We start from the raw sequence: 18,923 nt of genomic DNA, 5'->3' as shown, positions 1-18,923 counted from the left end.
CGCCCGCCCGTCCCCCGGGGCGGTGGGGACCGCGCCGGTCGGGAGACCGAACGGGTGCGCTACATTTTGCTCGCCCTTGACCGCGATCACTCACGATCCCTCACGCCACGGAGCCGGCCCCACCCATGAGCGACATCGTCAACGGACTCGGCCGGGCCACCGCCTACGGCGCACTCGGTCTGGTCCTGCTGGTCCTCGGCATCGTCCTGGTCGACGTCCTGACGCCCGGAAAGCTCGGCCGGCAGATCTGGGAGGAGCGCAACCGCAACGCCGCCGTGGTGCTCAGCTCCTCGCTGCTCGGCATCGGCGGCATCGTGTTCACGTCCATCTGGACGACGTACGAGGACTTCGGCAAAGGGCTGGTGTCGACCGCGGCGTTCGGGCTGCTGGGGCTGGTGATGATGGCCCTGGCGTTCCTGGTGGTGGACCTCATCACGCCCGGGCGCCTGGGCGCGACACTGGTGGAGCCGGAGCCTCACCCCGCGGTCTGGGTGACGGCGTCCTGCAACCTCGCGGTGTCCGCCGTCGTCTCGGCGTCCATCGCCTGACGCCGGCCTCCTCGCCGCCCCGGCGGCGGTCCTTCCCGCGGTCAGCCCGAGACGACGTGGAGGAGTGCCGTGCCGTCCTCGCCGGTCGCCGCCCGGACGACCACCGCGCCGGTCTCGGCGCGGGGCGGCCGGGTGCCGAGCGGGCCGCAGGAGTTGCCGGAGCCGTTGCCGCGCAGGACGGTGAGACAGCCCTGCCCGGGGCCGCCGACTCCGGCCCGGGAATGGCCGTTGCCCGACTTCACCGTGTACTCGATCCTGTTCGGGCCGACCTCGGTCACGGACAGCGTCACGCTGCCGGCCGGTCCCTCGAAACGGAGGGTGACCGGTTCGGAGACCGCGATCTCGCAGTTCCCGTCCGCGCAGGCACCGACGTCGTGCCCGTCCGCCGCCGACACCGAGGGCTCGGCCCGGGCGGTGCGGCCGACGGGCGGGGATTTCGGCGAGGGCGCCGCGGAGCGCGACTCCGGCACGCGTCCGTCGCCGCCCCGAAACGTCCCGTCCTGCTCGTCCGGGCCGCCGCAGCCGAGCGCCGTCGCGGCGGCCAGCAGCGTCAGGGCCGCCGCCGCTCCGGCCCGGCGACGGGTGCGTGCCCTGCGCGTCCTGTCCGCCGACGTGGTCGCCGCCATGGTGCCCCCGTGCGTGGTCCGGTTCGCCGTTCGGCGGCCAGTCTTCCCCCGCGCCGCGGCGCCCACTCCCCCGCGGCGCGGGATTCACTCCCGGGGGCCGGTGCCGGGGACGGCGCAGTCGTCCTCCGCACCGGGCTCCGCCCGCGCCACGGGAACGAGACTGTCGGCGGTGCTCGGGTGCGGCAGGAGGGCGGCGACGACCAGGCTCACGACGGCCACGAGGACCGCCACCGTCCAGGTGCGGACCCGGTGTCGGGAGAAGCGCACCGGGGACCTCCGGAAGAAGTCGGAGCAGGAGCGCTCCCAGATCAAAAACCCCTTCAGGGGCATGACAATGACAAGAAAGGCACCACCTCGGATTGACCGCTTTCGCCCACCTGTCGAAAGGCTCATCCCGCCCCTTGTCTCGCAGGACGGGAGGCGACTCCCCCGCAACGCACCGCATTCCACCCCGCTTCGGGGGCGAAAGTTTCACTCGGCTTGCGACCGGAACGAGTACCTCGTGGCGGCAAGGAGGGAATCCGATCACCGTGCGGCCTTCGGTGCGGTCGCCGCTCCGTCACCCGAGGGGCGCGGCCCGGCGGGAGAGATCCTCGAGGCCCTGCGCCGGGCCGCCGAGGACGCCGAGGACGCCGGTCCGGCTCGGGGCATCGTCCCGGTCCGGCCGACGACGAAGGCGCGGTGCCCTTCGGCACCGTTCGGGACCTTCATGAGGCGGAATCGCGAGGACGGGACGGCTCTCGGCCCCCGGACCCGGGCGCACCGGCGTCTCGGTGCCCGGACGCTGTCGGCCGCCTCCGCGCCGCAGACCGCGACCGGCACCGTCGCCGAGCGGGAGCGCCGGGCCGGGACGGTCTTCCCCGAGCCGGGCGACCACGTGGTCCCGGACGGACTCGGTCCGCTCCGGATCAGCCGGTCCGCCGACCAGGACGCCCACCGGGAGCCCACCGTCCGGATGCGGCACGGCTGGAGGGCGGTGCCGCGTCTTCGACGGGGGGACGGGGGTCGTCGTGCTGCCCGCCCGGGTCACGCCGCGTGCCTGCGCTCCCTCGCCACGCGTATCGACACGGGGGGCTGGACCCGGTCGGCCGGACTGACCCGGTACGTCGTCCGGTTGGAGTCCACGACGGGCTCCCCGAGCGCGATGCGTCCCGCCGCGTGCAGTTCGTCGCACTCGGCGGTGGGCAGGGCGGCGTAGCAGCCTCCCATGCCGGTGGTGGAGTCGAGCGGGCGCCAGTAGCTGTACCTGCGGCGGCCGTTCGCGTACACGGTGACGTAGGTGGGGGTGCGGGGATCGGAGACGATGCGCAGCACGTCGACGCGGTCGTTGCCGAGCGGCACGCGCGACCGGGAGGGGGCCGTCCGGAGCGCGGTCGCCGGCTGCTCTCCGCGGGCCCGGCTCTTGAAGGGGCCGGGCGGGCTGACCGCCGTGGCGGTCCTCGCGCCGAGTCCGGTGGTGGCCGTGCCCGGCTCGACGGCCGTCCGGGGGCGTCGGCGGCGCGCGGCCGGAAGGACGACGAGGGCGTTTGCCTGGTCGACGGTGGAGAGCATCAGCAGTACCTTTCCGGAGCCGGGACTCGAGACCGTCTACCCAGCGAGGCGCCGGTGTTGATCTCTTTTTCCGATCATTGTGCTACCCCACACCGACAACGTCACGACGACACGGCCGAATAAGCCACCAGCGAAAGATCATTTTTTCTCTTCTCCCGTGCTCAGAACGGGAGTTCACGTCCGGGCCGACCCGTGGGGCCGGCCCGGACGCCGTGCGGAGCGGTCGGGCGCAGGGATCAGACGAGATCGAACCGGTCGAGGTTCATGACCTTGTCCCAGGCCTTGACGAAGTCGCGCACGAACTTCTCCTTCGCGTCGTCGCTCGCGTAGACCTCCGCGAGCGCGCGCAGTTCGGAGTTCGAGCCGAAGACGAGGTCGGCCCGGGTGCCGGTCCACTTCACCTCACCCGTGGCCGCGTCACGGCCCTCGAAGGCCGTCCGGTCCGCGGACGTCGCCTCCCACGTCGTGCCCAGGTCGAGCAGGTGAACGAAGAAGTCGTTGGTCAGCACCCCGGGCGTCGAGGTGAGGACGCCGTGGGAGGACTGCCCGTGGTTGGCGCCCAGGACGCGCAGGCCGCCGACGAGGACCGTCATCTCGGGGGCGCTCAGGGTCAGCAGGTTCGCCCGGTCGAGCAGCAGGTACTCGGCCGGCAGCCGGTTGCCCTTGCCGAGGTAGTTGCGGAACCCGTCGGCGGTCGGCTCGAGCGCGGCGAACGACTCGGCGTCCGTGTGCTCCTCGGTCGCGTCCACCCGGCCCGGGACGAACGGCACCTCGATGTCGTGGCCGGCGTCCCTGGCCGCCTTCTCCACGGCGGCGGAGCCGCCGAGCACGATCAGGTCGGCCAGGGACACCTTCTTCGCGCCGGAGTTCGCGTTGAACTCCTGCTGGATGCCCTCGAGGGTGCGCAGCACCTGCGCCAGCCGGTCGGGGTCGTTGGCCTCCCAGCCGCGCTGCGGCTCCAGGCGGATGCGCGCGCCGTTGGCACCGCCGCGCTTGTCGCTGCCGCGGAACGTCGAGGCCGACGCCCACGCGGTGCTCACGAGCTGCGGGACGGTCAGGCCCGAGTCGAGGAGCCTGGCCTTGAGGGCCGCGATGTCCGCGGCGTCGATGGTCTCGCCCTCCGCCTCGGGCAGCGGGTCCTGCCACAGCAGCGTCTCCTGCGGGACCTCCGGGCCGAGGTACAGCGACTTCGGGCCCATGTCACGGTGGGTCAGCTTGTACCAGGCGCGGGCGAAGGCGTCCGCGAACTCCTCCGGGTTCTCGTAGAACCGGCGGGAGATCGGCTCGTAGATCGGGTCGAAGCGCAGCGACAGGTCGGTGGTGAGCATCGTCGGACGGTGCTTCCTCGACGGGTCGTACGCGTCCGGGATGATCTCCGGGGCGTCCTTGGCCACCCACTGCTGGGCGCCGGCCGGGCTCCGGGTGAGCTCGTACTCGTACTCGAAGAGGTTCTTGAAGAAGCCGTTGCCCCACTGGGTCGGCGTGGTGGTCCAGGTGACCTCCAGGCCGGACGTAATGGTGTCCGCGCCCTTGCCGGTGCCGTAGGAGTTCCTCCAGCCCAGGCCCTGCTCCTCGAGGGTGGCGGCCTCGGGGTCGGGGCCGACGTGGTCCGCCGGGCCGGCGCCGTGGGTCTTGCCGAAGGTGTGGCCGCCGGCGATCAGGGCGACGGTCTCCTCGTCGTTCATCGCCATCCGGCGGAACGTCTCGCGGATGTCGCGGGCCGCGGCGATCGGGTCGGGGTTGCCGCCCGGGCCCTCGGGGTTGACGTAGATCAGCCCCATCTGGACCGCGCCGAGGGGGTTCTCCAGCTCGCGGTCGCCGGTGTAGCGCTCGTCGCCGAGCCAGGTGGACTCCGGGCCCCAGTACACGTCCTCCTCGGGCTCCCAGACGTCCTCGCGGCCACCGGCGAAGCCGAAGGTCTCGAAGCCCATCGACTCCAGGGCGACGTTTCCGGCGAGGATCAGCAGGTCGGCCCAGGACAGGCTCCGGCCGTACTTCTTCTTGACCGGCCACAGCAGCCGGCGGGCCTTGTCGAGGTTGGCGTTGTCGGGCCAGCTGTTGAGCGGGGCGAAGCGCTGCTGGCCGGCCCCGGCGCCGCCGCGGCCGTCGCTGATGCGGTAGGTGCCCGCGCTGTGCCACGCCATGCGGACCATGAAGGGGCCGTAGTGGCCGAAGTCGGCCGGCCACCAGTCCTGTGAGGTCGTCAGCACCTCGGCGATGTCGCGTTTCACGGCCGGCAGGTCGAGGGCCTTGAACGCCTCGGCGTAGTCGAAGTCCTCACCGAGCGGATTGGCCACGGCCGGGTTCTTGGCGAGGATCTTCAGGTTGAGCCGTTCCGGCCACCACTGGCGGTTCCCGCCGCCCTGGGTCGGATGGAGGGCGCGGCCGTGCGCGACCGGGCAGCCACCCGCCTCCTCCGCCTTGGGGTCGGTGACGATCGCGTCGTGGTTCTCGGTCATGGGGATCCTTCCGGGCTAAAGGTGTCGCGCAGTTCCGTCACTGCGGGCGGTGGAACAGGCGGGGCACAGGCCCCAGTAGATGACCTCGGCCTCGTCGATCACGAAGCCGTGACCGTCGGACGCGGTCAGACAGGGCGCGTCGCCGAGCGCGCAGTCGACGTCGGCGACGAGACCGCAGGACCGGCACACGAGGTGGTGGTGGTTGTCCCCGACCCGCCCCTCGTACCGGGCGGGGCTGCCGGCCGGCTCGATCCGGCGCAGGAGTCCCGCCTTCGTGAGCGCGTGGAGGGCCTCGTACACCGCCTGCACCGAGACGTGGCCGATGCGCTCCCGCACCCCGCGGGTGATCGCCTCGGCTTCGAGGTGGTCGCCCCGGCGGACGGTGTCGAGCAGAGCGACGCGGGCGGCCGTCACACGCAGGCCGGCGCCGCGCAGCTCCTCGGCGGCGGACGGGAGCCGGGACGCGGTCATGGGCAGAAACTAGCGTCCTGGACATGAACAATTCCAGAGAACGAACCAGTCCAGTCTTGGGGCTTGTCCGGTAACGGCGGGTGACTCCCGAGTTGCGCACCGATTCACGACGAGGTCGCCCCGGCGTCACCGTGGACGAGCGGGCCGTCGTCCCCCGCGGACGTGCTCCCGGTGGGGGTCCGCGCTCCGGGCGGCATCCGTCATCCGTCAGGTGACACACCGCCATCCAATGGACCACTGAGGCGAATTCGGCGAGGAGGCGGCTGGGCTCAGCAGACCGGCCGACGCACCCCGGCCCTCCGGTGGCGCCGGCCTCCTCCGCCGCTCGGACGGGCAGCCGCCGTCCCGCGTCAGCACAGCACGCGCAGTGCTCCGGGCAGGACCCTGGCGGTCACCGGGAGGACGGCCTCCACCTCGCCGTCGGTGCCGTAGGGGACGTCGCGGTCGGCCGTGATGCGGATCTCCCGGCCCCTCAGGACCCGCACCTCGGGCCGGTGCACGTGACCGCCCGTCCTGAGCTCGTTCATCAGGGTGAAGAACAGGCGCCGGGGGGCCTGACGGATCATCACCACGTCCAGCAGGCCGTCGTCCACCCGGGCGTCCGGCGCGATGAGCCGGCCGGACCCGTAGTAGCCGGAGTTGGCGGCGACCACCGTGTACCCGGCGTGCGGGTGCTCCTCGCCGTCGACGGTGACCCGGTAGTGGGCCGTCCGCCAGGCGGCGACGGCGCGCAGACCGCCCGCGTAGTAGGAGGCGGAGCCGCGCAGCACCCTGGCCCGGTTGGCGTGGCGGTTGGCGAGCGCGTCCACGCCGGCGTACACGCTGCCGAGGACGACGGTGCGGTCGTGCACGGCCGACTCGACCTCGATGGTGTCGACGGGCCGGGGGTCGCCGTGCAGCAGGGTCCGGGAGAGGGCGGCCGGGTCCGGGTCCAGCCCGAGCGCCCGGGCGAAGTCGTTGCCGCGGCCGGCCGGGACGAGGCCGAGCGTGGCACCGGTCCCGGACAGGGCGCCGCCGACGCAGCCGGCGATGCCGTCCCCGCCGACGGCGAGGACCACCCGCCCCTGTTCCCCGGCGGTGCGGGCCACCTCCCGCGCGTGGTCCAGGCTGCGGCTGTACTCGGTCCGCAGGTCGGCCCCGGCCTCCCTCAGCAGCCGCGCGAGGGCGAGGAGGGCGGCGGCGCCGCCGGCTCCGCCCGCGCTGGGGTTGACGACGGCGGTGAACTGTCGCATCGGGTGCCTCCGGGCGCCGACGGGATGATGACGGAAGGGGATCTGCCGGGGTGCGGTTCAGTCGGCGGGCAGGAGCACGCCGGGGTTGAGCACGCCGTCCGGGTCCAGCCGCCGCTTCACCGCGCGCAGGGCGTCCACGCCCAGGGGGCCGGCCTCGCGGAGGTACCAGTCCCGGTGGTCGGTGCCGACGCCGTGGTGGTGGCTGATGGTGCCGCCCGCGGCGAGGATCGCCTCGTTGGCGGCGTGCTTGGCGCGCGTCCAGTGCGCCACGGCGTCCTCGCCCTGCGCCGAGACCACGGTGAAGTACAGCGAGGCGCCGTTCTCGTAGACGTGGGAGATGTGGCACATCACCAGGGGCGGGGTGCCGGCCTCGGTGAGCGTCCCGGTCAGGGCGTCGCGGACGGCGGCGTACAGCTCGGGGACACGGGACCAGAACGTCGCCGTCTCGAGCGTCTCCACCAGCGCCCCGGCGTCGAGGAGCGCGTCGCGCAGGTACGGCGCCGAGTAGCGGCCGTCGGCCCAGCGCCGCCCCGGCTCCTCGCCCAGGGGCGTTCCGCCGCACGCGCGCAGGACGGCCGCGGCGCGTTCCCCGCGGTGGGCGGTGTCCTCCTCGGTGCCCTCGTGGCCGACGACGGCCAGGCATCCGGCCGAGGACTCCCGCGGGCCGGAACCGATCGCGTCGGGCTGGGCGAGGCCGACCAGCGTCTCGGTCTCGTCGGACAGGCGCAGCACCGTCGGGCGCGGGCCGTCCTGGGCGAGCCGGCGCAGTGCGGTGGCCCCCTCCTCGAAGGAGCCGAAGCGCCAGCCCTCGTACACGCGGACGGGCGGGACGGGGCGGATCCGTACCGTCACCGCCGTGATGACGCCGAAGGCCCCTTCGGAGCCCAGGACCAACTGGCGCAGGTCGGGCCCGGCGGCCGAGCGCGGGGCGCGGCCGGTGTCCAGGGTGCCCCGCGGCGTGGCGAGGGTGAGGCCGAGCACCATCTCGTCGAAGCGGCCGTACCCGGCGGACGCCTGGCCGCTGGAGCGGGTGGCGGCGAAGCCCCCGATGGTGGCCCACTCGTAGGACTGGGGGAAGTGGCCGAGGGTGAAACCGTGTTCGGCGAGCAGCGCCTCGGCCCGCGGGGCGCGCAGGCCGGGCTGCAGGGTGGCGGTGCGGGAGACCGGGTCGAGGGCGAGCAGGCCGTCCATGCGCCGCAGGTCCAGGGCGACGAAGGGGCCGCGCCGCTCGGGGGCGAGTCCGCCGACGACGGAGGTGCCGCCGCCGAACGGCACCGCGGCGAGGCCGTGTTCGGCGCAGGCGCCGAGGACGGCGAGCACCTCGTCGTGGCCGGCCGGGAGCACGACGGCCGCCGGGACGTCGGTGACGTCTCCCGCGCGGATGCGCAGCAGGTCGGGGGTGGACTTGCCGCGGGTGTGCCGGATCCGTGCCTCCGGATCGGTGCGCACGTGTTCCTCGCCGCCGACGGCGGCCACCAGGGCGCGACGGGCGGCCGGTTCCCATTGCGGTTCGGGGACCGTGACGTCCTCCAGGGCGACCGGCCCGCTCCCGCGCGGCTCGACGCCGAGCAGATCGCGCAGCAGCCCGATCACCGTGTCGGGCAGCGGCGCCGCCTCGGCCGGGTCGCCCCAGCCGCTCCACAGCATGTCCCTGGCTTCCATGGACGTCGTCCTCCACCGGTCGGAATGGGCGATGCCGTCGCCGACGGCCTCACGGGGCGTTACACTGTGACACATGACGCCTATTCGTCACAACCGTTCGGACAACGACGCGGTGCTCGACGCGGTCCGCGACTGCGTCCTGGCCGTCGGGGTCCGCCGCACCACGCTGACCGACGTGGCCCGTCGCGCGGGGGTCTCCCGGATGACGCTCTACCGGCGGTGGCCCGATGTGCGCTCCCTGGTCGGCGACCTGATGACCCGGGAGTGGATCGGGGTGGCCACCGCGGCCATGCCCGAGCGCCGGCCGGGCACGCCCCTGCGCGGCCCGCTCGTCGACGGGCTGGTGGCGGCGGTGCGCGCCCTCGGCGAGCACCCGCTCTTCCGCAAGATCCTCGAAGTCGACCCCGAACTGCTGCTCCCCTACGTGCTGGACCGGCGCGGCGCGAGCCAGGACACCCTCCTGCAGCTGCTGGCCGACGCCCTGCGCGAAGGGCACGCGGACGGCTCGGTGCGCGTCGGGCACACCGAGCGGCAGGCGCGCGCCGTACTGCTGATCGCCCAGTCCTTCACCCTGTCCCTGCGGACCATGACCGACGAGGACGACCCCGACCTCACCACCGAGGCCTTCCTCGCGGAGCTGCGACACACCCTGGAGAGGACCCTCGCCCCGTGAACTCACCCAGCGGCCCGCCCCCGGGCTCCTCCCTGTCCGCCGCCCGGCGCGCCCGCGAGCTGACGGAGACCGTGGACGGCCCGGTCGTCGACGTCCTGGTCGTCGGGCTCGGCGCCACCGGCGCCGGGGCCGCGCTGGACGCCGCGTCACGCGGCCTGAGCGTGGCCGCCGTCGACGCCCACGACCTGGCCTTCGGCACCTCCCGCTTCAGCAGCAAGCTCGTCCACGGCGGGCTGCGCTACCTCGCCTCCGCCCAGCTCGACGTCGCCCACGAGAGCGCGGTGGAGCGCGGGGTGCTGATGGAGCGCACCGCGCCGCACCTGGTGCGCGCCCAGCCGTTCGTGCTGCCCCTGACCCCGATGGTCTCCCGCGGCCAGGCGGCGCTGGCCCGGGCCGGTCTCCGGGCCGGCGACGCCCTGCGCCTGGCCGCCCGCACCGCACGGGCCACCCTGCCGCCGCCGCGCCGGCTCTCCCCGGTGGAGACCCGCCACCTCGCCCCCGCCCTGCGGGGCGACGGCCTGCGCGGCGGACTGCTGTCCTGGGACGGCCGGCTCACCGACGACGCCCGCCTGGTGACCGCCCTCGCCCGCACGGCCGCCGCGCACGGCGCCCGGATCCTGACCCGGACCCGGGCCCTGGAGCTGACCTCCACGGGGGCCCGGGTCCGCGACGAACTCACCGGCGGGGAGGGCGCGATCCGCGCCCGCGCGGTGATCAACGCCTCCGGCGTCTGGGCGGGCGGCCTCGTCGACGGCATCCGCATCCGGCCCTCGCGCGGCACCCACCTCGTGCTGCGCCCCGACTGCCTCGGCCCCCTGCCGGCGGGCCTGCACATCCCGATCCCCGGGGAGAACAACCGCTTCGTGCTCGTCCTGCCCCAGGACGACGGCCGGGTCTACGTCGGGCTCACCGACGAGCCCGTGGACGGCGACGTCCCCGACGTCCCCGAGGCGCCCGAGTCGGACATCGGCTTCCTCCTCGACGTCCTCGGCTCCGTCCTGGACGTCCCGGTCCACCGCGACGCCGTCGTCGGGGCGTTCGCCGGACTGCGCCCGCTGCTGGACACGGCCGACGCTTCCGGGGCGGCGAACGCGACGAGGACCTCCGACATCTCGCGGCGGCACGCCGTGCTCACCTCGTCCGAGGGGGTCGTCACCGTCGTCGGCGGCAAGCTCACCACCTACCGGCGCATGGCCCAGGACGCCGTCGACACGGCCGTCCGCGTCCGCCGCCTGCCGGCCGGCCCGTCCGTCACCGCGTCCCTGCCGCTGGTGGGCGCCGCGGCGCCGCACGTCCTCGGCGCCCTGCCCGCACCGCGCCGCCTGGTGCGACGCCACGGCACCGAGGCACCGGCCGTCCACGCACTCGGCGCGCGGGACGCCCGGCTCCGCGAGCCGGTCCTGCCCTCGTACCCCGTCACCGGCGCCGAACTGCTCTGGGCGCTGCGCCACGAGGGGGCGCTCGACGAGGACGACCTCCTCGACCGCCGTACCCGCATCGGGCTGGTGCCCGCCGACCGCGCGGCGGCCCTGGACGCGGTGCGCGACCTGCTGGACGGCGCCGCGGCACGGCGGGGCTGAACACGCGGGTGCGCGACGCCGCTGCCGCGGTGACCGGTTCCCGCCCGCCGGACGGGCCGGAACCGGGCGTCACCCGCTGTGGACGCCGACCTCGTGGAGCGAGTAGCCCCACTCGGTGCCCCGGTCCAGGAAGCGGATGCGCAACTGGCGGGCCGGTGCGGCGGTGAACCGGGCCGTGTCCAGGCCGCCGTCGCCGGACGCCGTGGACCAGACGGTCCGCCAGTTCACGCCGTCGGTGGAGAGTTCGACGCGGTACGCCCTCCCGTACGCGCGCTCCCAGTCGAGCGTGACGCGTCCGACCCGGTGGACGGCGCCGAGGTCGATCCGCAGCCACTGGTCGTCGCTCCAGTCACTGGCCCAGCGGGTGCCCCGGTCGCCGTCCACGGCGCGTCCGGGCGCGTAGCTCGTGAACGGGTTCCACTCCGTCGAACTGGCCGTCACCGACGCGCCCTCGGCGAGGTCGGCGTCGGCCCGGTGCCGCTCGGCGGCGCCCCAGGTGCCGAGGTAGGACTCGGCGCCCCGGAAGAGGTCGTCCACCACGTCCTGCCCGCCGACCCGCCGGATGTCCTCGATCCAGTCGGGGACGAGCCCGTAGTGCGCGGCTCCGTCGGTGTTCAGGTCCCAGGTGCGCTCGCCGGTGGTCTGCCGGTCGATGACGGAGCCGCCGTCGACGCTGCGGAAGGGGTAGGTGACGGGGTTCGGGGCGTCCGCGCCGCGCGGGGCCGGCCAGCCGCCGACGCCGTTCATGTCCGTGCCGTAGCCGTAGCCCACGCCGTACTCGTCGCGCAGCGCCTCGGTGCGCCCCGCCTCCGCGACGAAGTGCTCCGAGCCGTTCATGTACTGGGCGACGAAGCCGCCGAGGCCGTAGACCCGCTCGGTCCAGTCCAGGTCCATCCAGCTGTGCGAGGAGAGCACGCCGGGGTACGACTCGGCCTCGAAGAGGTCGAGGACCCGGCCGGTGGCCTTGACGCTCATGTGGTCGATCTCGAGCATCATGTTGCGTTCCATCATGCCGCGCACGGCGTACTCGCCGAGTGCGGTGAGCCCGCGGACGTTGCACCGGGCGCCCTCGTCGTACGAGGGGACCCGCACGCCCGCCGGGAGCCTCTTCTCCGCCTCCGGCGCGGAGGCCAGGCCGATCGGGTTGTCGTGCTGGGGGCCGGTGCACCGCTCCGTCCGCCAGAAGGTGCCGGTCGACAGGAACTGCCCGACGTTGATCGCGGTGCCGAGCGCGCCCTCGTCGAAGCGGACCCCGCACAGCGCGTTGTCGAACTTGTGGCACAGGAACATGCTGCGCACGCCCAGCGCGTACAACTCGTCCAGCCCGGCGTCGATGTCGTCCTTGTCGCACTGCGCGACGTCCAGGATCTGCTTGCACCCGAACGGTTCCGAGGTCTCGACGCCGAGGACGACCGCGAGTTTGCCCTGCTCGACGACCTCGCGGGCCTGTGCGCTGTCGGTGACGATCCGGAACCAGCCCTTGCCCGGCCCGCCGTACATCCCGTCGACGTAGGCCTGCATGTCGTAGGTCAGCTTCGCCTGCAGCCGGATGGACGTCATCTCGTCGCAGCCGCGGTCCTTGAAGAAGTACACCGAGCAGATCACCCCGTTGGTGACGAGGTCGTTGACCAGCACGCGCTGTCCACCGCGCCAGGCCCGCTCGATCCAGGCGTAGTAGTTCTGCTGGTGGGTCAGGGAGTCGTGCGCGGGCCAGTCCGCGAAGGTGGGCCAGCCGTCCGGATCGTGCCTGCCGTCACCGCCGTTGACGATGAAGTCGAAGACGGCCAGGGAGCCGTCGGGGTAGTGCTCGGGACAGTCCTTGAGCGCGTCGGCGATCCCCTTCGCGGAGAACGGCCTGCCGCAGATGAGCCGGCCGCCGAACGCCTCGTTGGACATGATGTGGTTGTGCGCGTCGACGAACCCGCGCACCTCGCCGCCGTCACCGGTGCCCGTGAACGGCGCGCCGGTGACGCCGATCCGCGCGTCCGGGGCCGGCCGCGCGGTCGGCTCCCACCAGTCGCCGTCGGCCGCCGAGCTGGGCGTGGGCCCGAAGGCCGCGGCGAGGACGATGAGCAGCAGCGACACGAGGGTGACGCGGCGCCGTCCGCGGTACGTGGTCATCGCGCACGTCCCTCCACCGACAGGATTGTCATGGACCGTGCAAGGTATGAGCAGAGGATCGCTACTGGCGCGTAGGGCGTCAAGGGCCCGGAACACCCGGTTCGAACGGCTTCGGGGGGAACCGTCGCGTCACTGCCGGCGGGCGTGACCCGTGAGGCGCTTCCCGGGGACTGTCGCCGAACGGCACACCCGCCCCGGCGGGGCCGCGAGGTCGAGGGCTGCTCGGCGGGCGGGACGGCGGGCTCGTCCGACGTCGGCCGTTGCCTCCGGGGGACCCTCGGAGAGCTGTCCGCGAACCCCGACGAGGCGGCGCCCCCGCCCGAGGTCCTGGGGGCGGCGGGCCCGCCCGCGTTCCGGCCCGGCGGCGGTGGTCGTGCCGGGCGGGCCCGCCACCCCGGTGGCGGGCCCGCCCGTGTGCGTCCTTCCGCCGGGGCCCTACGTCAGCAGCCGCGCGTCCGCCCAGTCGGCGTGGTCGAAGTCGACGCCGTCTCCCCCGTCCGTGACGCGCAGGGTGAGCCGCCGCACTCCGGTGACGTCGACCTCAAGGTGCCGGGCCGCGTCCGTGCCCCGGAGCACCTCCGTGGTCGCCACCGCCGCACCGTCCGCGAGGACCTCGAACACCACGCCGCCCCTGCCGCCGACCTCGTCGTCGACTCCCACGGTGGCCGCGAACCGCCGGTGGGTACCGTCGAGTTCGACGACGACCTCTCCAACGGCATGCATGCCGAGCCCCTTGGCGTACTCGGTGCCGCGGATGCTCAGCGGCCCTCCGTCGGCCGCGTCGCGCTCGCCGTTGGACAGGTCGCGTTCGACCGGCCCCCAGCCGTTGCGCTCGGCGGCGAACGGCAGGTCGCTGACGTAGTCGACACCCGGCGGTGAGACGAACACGCGGACGGTGCGCTCGACGCGGAGCACACCGGTCCCCGGCCGGTCCGGGGAGCGGTACTCCGCGGTCACCACCAGGTCGTGGTTGCCGTGCTCCGCGTCCCGCGGCACGCTCACCGCCCAGTCGCCCGTCAGGTCGTGCCCCGTGGGCAGCTCCTCGGCCCGGGGGTCGCCGCCCTGCACGGTCCAGCCCTCGGGGGCCCGCACCGACAGCGCGACGTCCGCGGCCGGCCCGAACTCCTCCACCGCGAACCGGCCGGTGACGTCGACGGACGCGCCGGCGTCGACCTCGGTCCTGGCCGGCCGCACGGTCAGCTCGGTCAGCGGCAGGCGCGCCACCGGCCGGTCGCAGGTGTCACGGCCGGGCACCGCCCGGCAGACGAGTCCGGCGAAACCGCCGTGCGCGGCCACCGGGACGCTCAGGGTGTCCTGGCGGGTGACCACCCGCCGGTCGCGGACCAGGCCGTCGTCACCGTCCCGTACGGTCTCCGCCAGCCACCGCCCGCCACCGAGGAAGTCCAGGGGCACCTCCTGCGTCCCGGCCGGCCCGGAGCGGACACCGCCGAGGAACCAGCGCTCCCCGTGCCGCCGGGCGAACGTCGCCCCCTCCCCGGGCCGCCCGGACAGCAGCCGCGACTCGTCCCACACGGTGGGCACCTGCTCCAGGAACCGCTCGAGCTCGGGACGGTCCCGGTAGGCGCGGATCGACCCGGCGAAGTTCTGGAAACCGGATTCGTAGACCACGGACAGGGCGAGTTCGGCGGCGTCGGAGACGGTGCGGGTGCCGAACTGGAAGGCCATCGGGGTGTAGTCCATCGAGCCGACGACGTTGCGGGTGTACGGCAGGGTCGTCAGGCCGGTGGCCGGGACGTTCCCGTACTCGGCTCCGTAGACCGCCTCCAGCGTCATCACGTGCGGCCAGGTCCGCTGGATCCCCTTGGGGAGGGTCGCCCCGTGGAAGTTCACCAGCAGCTTCTCGCGGGCGGTGTCCCTCAGGATCTCGTCGTACCAGCGGAAGCGTTCCTGGGAGTCGGAGTCCATGAAGTCGATCTTGAGTCCGGCCGCGCCCCACTTCTTCACCCGGGGCAGGAACTCGGCGCGCTCCGCGGCCGTGTCCAGGTCGGTGTAGTGCACCCACAGCAGGACGCCCACGCCCCGCTCGCGGGCGTACTCGATCAGCCGTGGCATCCAGTCGGTGGTCTTCCAGCCGTCGTCGACCAGGGTGTACGGCCAGCCGTGCGCGGCGCCGTAGTCGACGAAGCGCTGCTGGACGGCGAGGCTGCGCTGGGCGGTGGCGAACCCGTCCAGCCAGGACCAGGCGACCTTGCCGGGCCGGATCCACGAGGTGTCCGCGATGCGGGAGGCCGGCGCGAGGTCGTCGACGAGGGTGGACTCCGTGACGGTGGCGAGGTCCCCGATGACGGCCGTCCGCCAGGGCGTGGCGAGCGGCCCGGTGGAGGTGACGGCGGGGTCGGCCAGCCGGACCGCGTACCGCCCGCTGCCCTTCTCGTGGACGAGGCGGCTCGCGGCGTAGCGGCCGTCGACGTCCGACTCGGTGAGCAGGGCGTAGGTACCGCCCACCTGGAAGAGGGCCGGGTACGCGTAGGAGCCGTCGGCGGCGTCCGCCGCTCCGCCCGGCTGGTAGACGCGTTCGTAGTTGGGGGTGTAGGGCGCGAGCCAGGCGCGTGCGGAGTCCGGGAGCCGGAACGCGGACGCCTCGCGCTCGACGGTGACGTCGCCGCTGCCGGGCAGGACGTAGCGGTAGGCGATGCCGTCGTCGGAGACCCGGACCAGCAGGTCGAGCCGGGCGCCGCCCCGGCCCGTGAAGGAGAACCGGGTCTCGGTCATCCGGACGGTGCGGTGGAGCTGCTTGCCGGTGGTCATGGTGTACCGCTCGGCCACCTGCCGGGTGGTGCGGGACACCGGCCGCAGGCCGGAGGTGAGGTCGGCGTCGTCGGTGACGATGCCGACGGGAGCGGCCTCCAGCACCGTGGTGCCGTCCTTGCGGGCGGCGAGGGTCACGGTGCCGTCCGTGGCGTCGAGGCGGACGACCGCCGCGACACCGTCGTGCCGGCCACCGGGTTGCCGTACGGTCCAGCCGTCCCCGTCCCGCGCGGCGGTGTGCGCCGCGACGGCGGGGGTGCCCAGGGCCAGCAGGGCGCCGAGGAGGAGGGCGAGGCAGGCGGGGAGGAGGGACTGGCGTGGTGTGTCCGGCGACGTGCGCGACGAGCTGAGCACCGAAGGCCTCCGTCCAAGAGGTGAGACATCGTTGTCACTCCTGGTTCCGTGACATCAATTCCCCTCAGCCGGTACTTCAATCCCCTTTTTTCCCACGGCAGTTGGACCACCGGACCGCGTGCGGCACGGGCGCCGGGCTACCGCTCCGCGTCGGTCTCGTAGTGCAGGGAGATGGAGCGCAGGACGTCGGCGGACGACACGTCGGTGCGGCCCTCGTCGTGGATCTCGGCGAGCTGCACGAAGGCGAAGGTCAGGGCGGAGGCGATCTGCACGATGGCGGGGCCCAGCTTCTCGGTGACGATGACCGCCACCTCGCGGGCGCTCGCGTCGGCCGGCACCTGGATCTGCGGCAGCATCTCCTCCAGGAGCTTGGCGACCGCCCCGTTCCCCGTCACGTCGGCGTCCGGGTCCTCGCGGAGTCGCCGCCGCATCTCGAGGGCCTCGGTGAGGATGCCGACGCCCCGCTGCATGATCTCGCGCTGCTCCATGCACACAGACTAGGCGGTACCCGGCGGCCGGTCCGTGCGGACGACTGGCTCGACCGATCCCCTCCCGACTATCCTCCCTTTACCTGCACATATGAGAACTTTGCTCCGCGGGTGTCCTGCGCGCGTGAGTCTCCTCGCCCGAGTGAGTGATCCATGTTCCGTTCCGGCTCCACGGACGACGGCGACGAGCTGCTGGCCAGGCTCCGGACGCTGACGGCACAGGCGCGCGCACAGGCGGAGGCGCACCGCTCCCGGGCCGGCGAAGGCGCCACGGGGCACGGCCGCGACGAGGCCGACGCCGTCCCCCAGGGGTCCGTCGGCGGGATGCGGGCCCGCGTCGCCGCCGGCCCGGAAGCCGTCGGGACGCACCGGTGCGTCGTCCCGCCACGCGTCACCCGCCGGCGACGGGCCCGGGTGCCACGGGTGCGGGCGGCCGTGACCGGCGCACCGGCCCAGTCCCGGGGCCGGCGGCTCCTTCTCCGCCGGGCGCGCGGGGCGCGCTCTCCCAGGGGGCGACCGGCGCAGGGGCGCCGCTCACGGTCGGGTCACCGGCGCAGTGAGGGGGCGTCACCCATGACGATCACCGGGTACAGATCGGGGTCGAGTGCGCGCAGGAGTTCCTCCATGTGCCGCTTCTCGAGACTCACGCACCCCTGGGTGGGGCCCTGGTGGTCGACGTGCAGCCAGATGCCGCCGCCCTTGTCGGCGCCGAGCGGACGGGTCCGGTCCAGTGGGGAGGTGCCCGGCTCGCGGTTGTAGTCGATGGCGATGACGTAGTCGAAGGACCCGGCCAGCGGTTCGCCCTCGAAGCCCGTGCCGTCGACGGTGAAGCCGTCCGACTGGTCGTACGGCAGTGCGGTGCCGGGATCGGGCAGCAGTCCCCCGGCGTCGCTGAGGGTGAACACCCCGACGGGCGAGCGGAGGTCGCCCGCGTAGTGGTCGTCGGTCCAGCCCCTGAGGGCGTTGCGCGCGGGCCATGCCGTGCCCGCCTCCCACCCGGAGGCGGTGCGCCGGTACAGCACGGCCTCGGAGCGGTTGGTGTCCCTCCCCGGGCCGGTGACGACGACGACCTGGCCGGTGCGCTCGGGGATCTGAGCCAGCGTCCGGGGGCCGAGGCCGGGGAGAGAGGCGGGCGCCGTCGTCTCCGCCACGGCACCGGTCCCGCCCTGCGCCGTGCTCACGGTGCCGGGCGGGCCGCCCACCGGGGTTTCGCGCGCCGTGCCGCCGGCGGGCGCTCCGCATCCGGCGAGGGCCGCCAGCACGGCGAGGAGGAGGGCCGGCAGCGGCAGTCGGCCGCGCGCCCGGAGGAGGACGCCGGTCTGCCGGTCGCCCCGGGACGGAGCGCGGTGACGCGCGCGGGAGGGGCAGTCGATCATTGAGGCCATGCCTTCAGCGTGACTTCGACTTTCCCGGGCGCCACCGCCCGGGTCCTCATGAGCGGACCTTGGCGCCCGTCCGTGTGACGGACCGTACCCCGAGTGGAGCAAGCGCCCTTCGGGAGCCGGTACGGCCGTACCATGGCTGGCCATCGGGGAACCGAGAGAAGGGGCACCGCCATGTCCGAGAACACGACCACCGCCACGGACCTCACCTCGCAGTACACCGCCCAGGTGGCGAGCGACCTGGAACGCAACGTCAAGGAACAGGAACGCGTCGCCGCGGAGATCGCCGCGCTGCAGGAACGGCTGACCGTGCTTCGGCGCGACCACGCCGTCCTGGTGAACATGCAGCAGGCGCTGGGCATCGCACCGGTGCCCGTGGAACCGGTCGCCGTGCCCGAGGAACCCGGCGCCGCGATCGAGGAGGGCGCGGTGTCCGGCGACGCGACCGTCCCGGCGCCGCGGCGGAAGAGCCGCGCCGGGTCCGGGACCGACCGGCCGAAGCGCGGGAAGACCCCGGCGGCGTCCGGCCGCGGCACGTCCGGGAAGCCGGCGCGTGCCTCGTCCGGGGCCAGGACGGACGGGGCCAGGGCGAGCGAGAGCAAGGCGAACGGAGCCAAGGCGAACGAGGCCAAGACGAGCGAGAGCAAGGCGAACGGAGCCAAGGCGAACGAGGCCAAGACGAGCGAGAGCAAGACGAGCGAGAGCAAGACGAACGGAGCCAAGACGAACGAGGCCAAGGCGAACGGAACCAAGCTGGTCGAGCTCGTCCGGCAGCACCTGGCCGAGCAGACCGAGCCCCGTTCGGCGGCGGAGATCACCGCCTCGCTCGGCCGCGTCCATCCCGAGCGCGTCGTCAAGACGACGGTCGTCCGCAGCACCCTCGAGGGGCTCGTCGCCCGCAACCAGGCCCAGCGCACCAAGCAGGGCACGTCGGTCTTCTACACCACGCCCGACAACGCCGGACAGTCCCCGAAGGGCGAGGAGGACAACCGGTCCTGACCCTGCCC

General features: G+C 73.9%; 15 protein-coding genes and 1 pseudogene. 5 read left to right on the top strand and 11 right to left on the bottom strand.

The window, feature by feature from the left end; translation table 11 throughout:
- The first annotated feature begins 125 nt into the window (after window positions 1-125).
- Entirely contained in the window at window positions 126-548 is a 423-nt protein-coding gene (locus B7L92_RS24815; RefSeq protein ID WP_081239639.1) for a DUF350 domain-containing protein, read from the top strand.
- A 41-nt stretch (window positions 549-589) separates the two neighbouring features.
- On the opposite strand, the gene B7L92_RS24810 is transcribed toward B7L92_RS24815, so the two are convergent.
- From B7L92_RS24810 to B7L92_RS24780, 7 genes are all read right to left on the bottom strand, one after another.
- Window positions 590-1,174 (bottom strand): hypothetical protein, encoded by a 585-nt coding sequence (locus B7L92_RS24810; RefSeq protein WP_255311122.1) that lies wholly within the window; start codon window positions 1,172-1,174, stop codon window positions 590-592.
- A gap of 84 nt (window positions 1,175-1,258) precedes the next feature.
- Window positions 1,259-1,504, bottom strand: coding sequence for a hypothetical protein (locus B7L92_RS24805; RefSeq protein WP_143626371.1), 246 nt, complete (start codon window positions 1,502-1,504; stop codon window positions 1,259-1,261).
- A 696-nt stretch (window positions 1,505-2,200) separates the two neighbouring features.
- Window positions 2,201-2,725, bottom strand: a complete 525-nt coding sequence (locus B7L92_RS24800; protein ID WP_081239636.1) for a hypothetical protein — start codon at window positions 2,723-2,725, stop codon at window positions 2,201-2,203.
- A 236-nt stretch (window positions 2,726-2,961) separates the two neighbouring features.
- Window positions 2,962-5,184 carry a catalase/peroxidase HPI gene (gene katG, locus B7L92_RS24795; RefSeq protein WP_081239635.1) on the bottom strand — a complete coding sequence of 741 codons (2,223 nt, stop codon included), beginning with the start codon at window positions 5,182-5,184 and terminating at the stop codon, window positions 2,962-2,964.
- Between the two features lie 15 nt (window positions 5,185-5,199).
- Window positions 5,200-5,655 carry a Fur family transcriptional regulator gene (locus tag B7L92_RS24790; protein WP_081239634.1) on the bottom strand — a complete coding sequence of 152 codons (456 nt, stop codon included), beginning with the start codon at window positions 5,653-5,655 and terminating at the stop codon, window positions 5,200-5,202.
- A 350-nt stretch (window positions 5,656-6,005) separates the two neighbouring features.
- Entirely contained in the window at window positions 6,006-6,887 is an 882-nt protein-coding gene (locus B7L92_RS24785) for a YegS/Rv2252/BmrU family lipid kinase (RefSeq protein WP_081239633.1), read from the bottom strand.
- Window positions 6,888-6,944: 57 nt separating this feature from the next.
- Entirely contained in the window at window positions 6,945-8,534 is a 1,590-nt protein-coding gene (locus B7L92_RS24780) for an FAD-binding oxidoreductase (RefSeq protein WP_081239643.1), read from the bottom strand.
- An 88-nt stretch (window positions 8,535-8,622) separates the two neighbouring features.
- On the opposite strand from B7L92_RS24780, the gene B7L92_RS24775 reads away from it, so the two are divergent.
- Both B7L92_RS24775 and B7L92_RS24770 read left to right on the top strand, forming a co-directional pair.
- A complete protein-coding gene (locus B7L92_RS24775; protein ID WP_078495460.1) occupies window positions 8,623-9,222 on the top strand; it encodes a TetR/AcrR family transcriptional regulator in 600 nt (199 codons plus the stop codon).
- A complete protein-coding gene (locus tag B7L92_RS24770) occupies window positions 9,219-10,802 on the top strand; it encodes a glycerol-3-phosphate dehydrogenase/oxidase (protein WP_081239632.1) in 1,584 nt (527 codons plus the stop codon). The genes B7L92_RS24775 and B7L92_RS24770 overlap by 4 nt, the downstream gene beginning before the upstream one ends.
- A gap of 69 nt (window positions 10,803-10,871) precedes the next feature.
- Here the strand turns inward: B7L92_RS24770 and B7L92_RS24765 are convergent, their stop codons facing one another.
- The 3 genes from B7L92_RS24765 to B7L92_RS24755 form a co-directional block, all read right to left on the bottom strand.
- Window positions 10,872-12,923, bottom strand: coding sequence for a galactose-binding domain-containing protein (locus B7L92_RS24765; RefSeq protein WP_081239631.1), 2,052 nt, complete (start codon window positions 12,921-12,923; stop codon window positions 10,872-10,874).
- A gap of 435 nt (window positions 12,924-13,358) precedes the next feature.
- The gene (locus B7L92_RS24760; RefSeq protein ID WP_081239630.1) at window positions 13,359-16,046 is read right to left on the bottom strand and encodes an NPCBM/NEW2 domain-containing protein; all 2,688 of its coding nucleotides are present in this window, start codon (window positions 16,044-16,046) and stop codon (window positions 13,359-13,361) included.
- Between the two features lie 137 nt (window positions 16,047-16,183).
- Window positions 16,184-16,534 (bottom strand): hypothetical protein, encoded by a 351-nt coding sequence (locus B7L92_RS24755; protein WP_081239629.1) that lies wholly within the window; start codon window positions 16,532-16,534, stop codon window positions 16,184-16,186.
- Window positions 16,535-16,687: 153 nt separating this feature from the next.
- Here B7L92_RS24755 and B7L92_RS42660 point away from each other — a divergent pair.
- Window positions 16,688-16,789: pseudogene (locus tag B7L92_RS42660) on the top strand (serine/threonine-protein phosphatase); the annotation flags it as partial.
- Between the two features lie 290 nt (window positions 16,790-17,079).
- On the opposite strand, the gene B7L92_RS24750 reads toward B7L92_RS42660, so the two are convergent.
- Window positions 17,080-17,919 carry a L,D-transpeptidase family protein gene (locus B7L92_RS24750; RefSeq protein ID WP_081239628.1) on the bottom strand — a complete coding sequence of 280 codons (840 nt, stop codon included), beginning with the start codon at window positions 17,917-17,919 and terminating at the stop codon, window positions 17,080-17,082.
- A gap of 171 nt (window positions 17,920-18,090) precedes the next feature.
- On the opposite strand from B7L92_RS24750, the gene B7L92_RS24745 reads away from it, so the two are divergent.
- On the top strand, window positions 18,091-18,915 hold the full coding sequence (locus tag B7L92_RS24745) for a hypothetical protein (RefSeq protein WP_081239627.1): 825 nt from the start codon (window positions 18,091-18,093) through the stop codon (window positions 18,913-18,915).
- Window positions 18,916-18,923: the final 8 nt, after the last annotated feature.

Origin of the sequence: Streptomyces viridosporus, from assembly GCF_002078235.1 — a bacterium.
In the GTDB taxonomy this organism is placed as follows: Bacteria; Actinomycetota; Actinomycetes; order Streptomycetales; family Streptomycetaceae; genus Streptomyces; species Streptomyces viridosporus.
Note: the sequence above shows the minus strand (reverse complement) of the source record. Positions and strands in the feature narration are given on the sequence as shown.

Coding starts and splice junctions, on each gene's coding strand:
- B7L92_RS24750 (WP_081239628.1), bottom strand. CDS start 17,919: ATGGCCTCAATGATCGACTGCCCCTCCCGCGCGCGTCACCGCGCTCCG.
- B7L92_RS24815 (WP_081239639.1), top strand. CDS start 126: ATGAGCGACATCGTCAACGGACTCGGCCGGGCCACCGCCTACGGCGCA.
- katG (WP_081239635.1), bottom strand. CDS start 5,184: ATGACCGAGAACCACGACGCGATCGTCACCGACCCCAAGGCGGAGGAG.
- B7L92_RS24765 (WP_081239631.1), bottom strand. CDS start 12,923: ATGACCACGTACCGCGGACGGCGCCGCGTCACCCTCGTGTCGCTGCTG.
- B7L92_RS24800 (WP_081239636.1), bottom strand. CDS start 2,725: ATGCTCTCCACCGTCGACCAGGCAAACGCCCTCGTCGTCCTTCCGGCC.
- B7L92_RS24745 (WP_081239627.1), top strand. CDS start 18,091: ATGTCCGAGAACACGACCACCGCCACGGACCTCACCTCGCAGTACACC.
- B7L92_RS24775 (WP_078495460.1), top strand. CDS start 8,623: ATGACGCCTATTCGTCACAACCGTTCGGACAACGACGCGGTGCTCGAC.
- B7L92_RS24785 (WP_081239633.1), bottom strand. CDS start 6,887: ATGCGACAGTTCACCGCCGTCGTCAACCCCAGCGCGGGCGGAGCCGGC.
- B7L92_RS24780 (WP_081239643.1), bottom strand. CDS start 8,534: ATGCTGTGGAGCGGCTGGGGCGACCCGGCCGAGGCGGCGCCGCTGCCC.
- B7L92_RS24805 (WP_143626371.1), bottom strand. CDS start 1,504: ATGCCCCTGAAGGGGTTTTTGATCTGGGAGCGCTCCTGCTCCGACTTC.
- B7L92_RS24790 (WP_081239634.1), bottom strand. CDS start 5,655: ATGACCGCGTCCCGGCTCCCGTCCGCCGCCGAGGAGCTGCGCGGCGCC.
- B7L92_RS24810 (WP_255311122.1), bottom strand. CDS start 1,174: ATGGCGGCGACCACGTCGGCGGACAGGACGCGCAGGGCACGCACCCGT.
- B7L92_RS24755 (WP_081239629.1), bottom strand. CDS start 16,534: ATGGAGCAGCGCGAGATCATGCAGCGGGGCGTCGGCATCCTCACCGAG.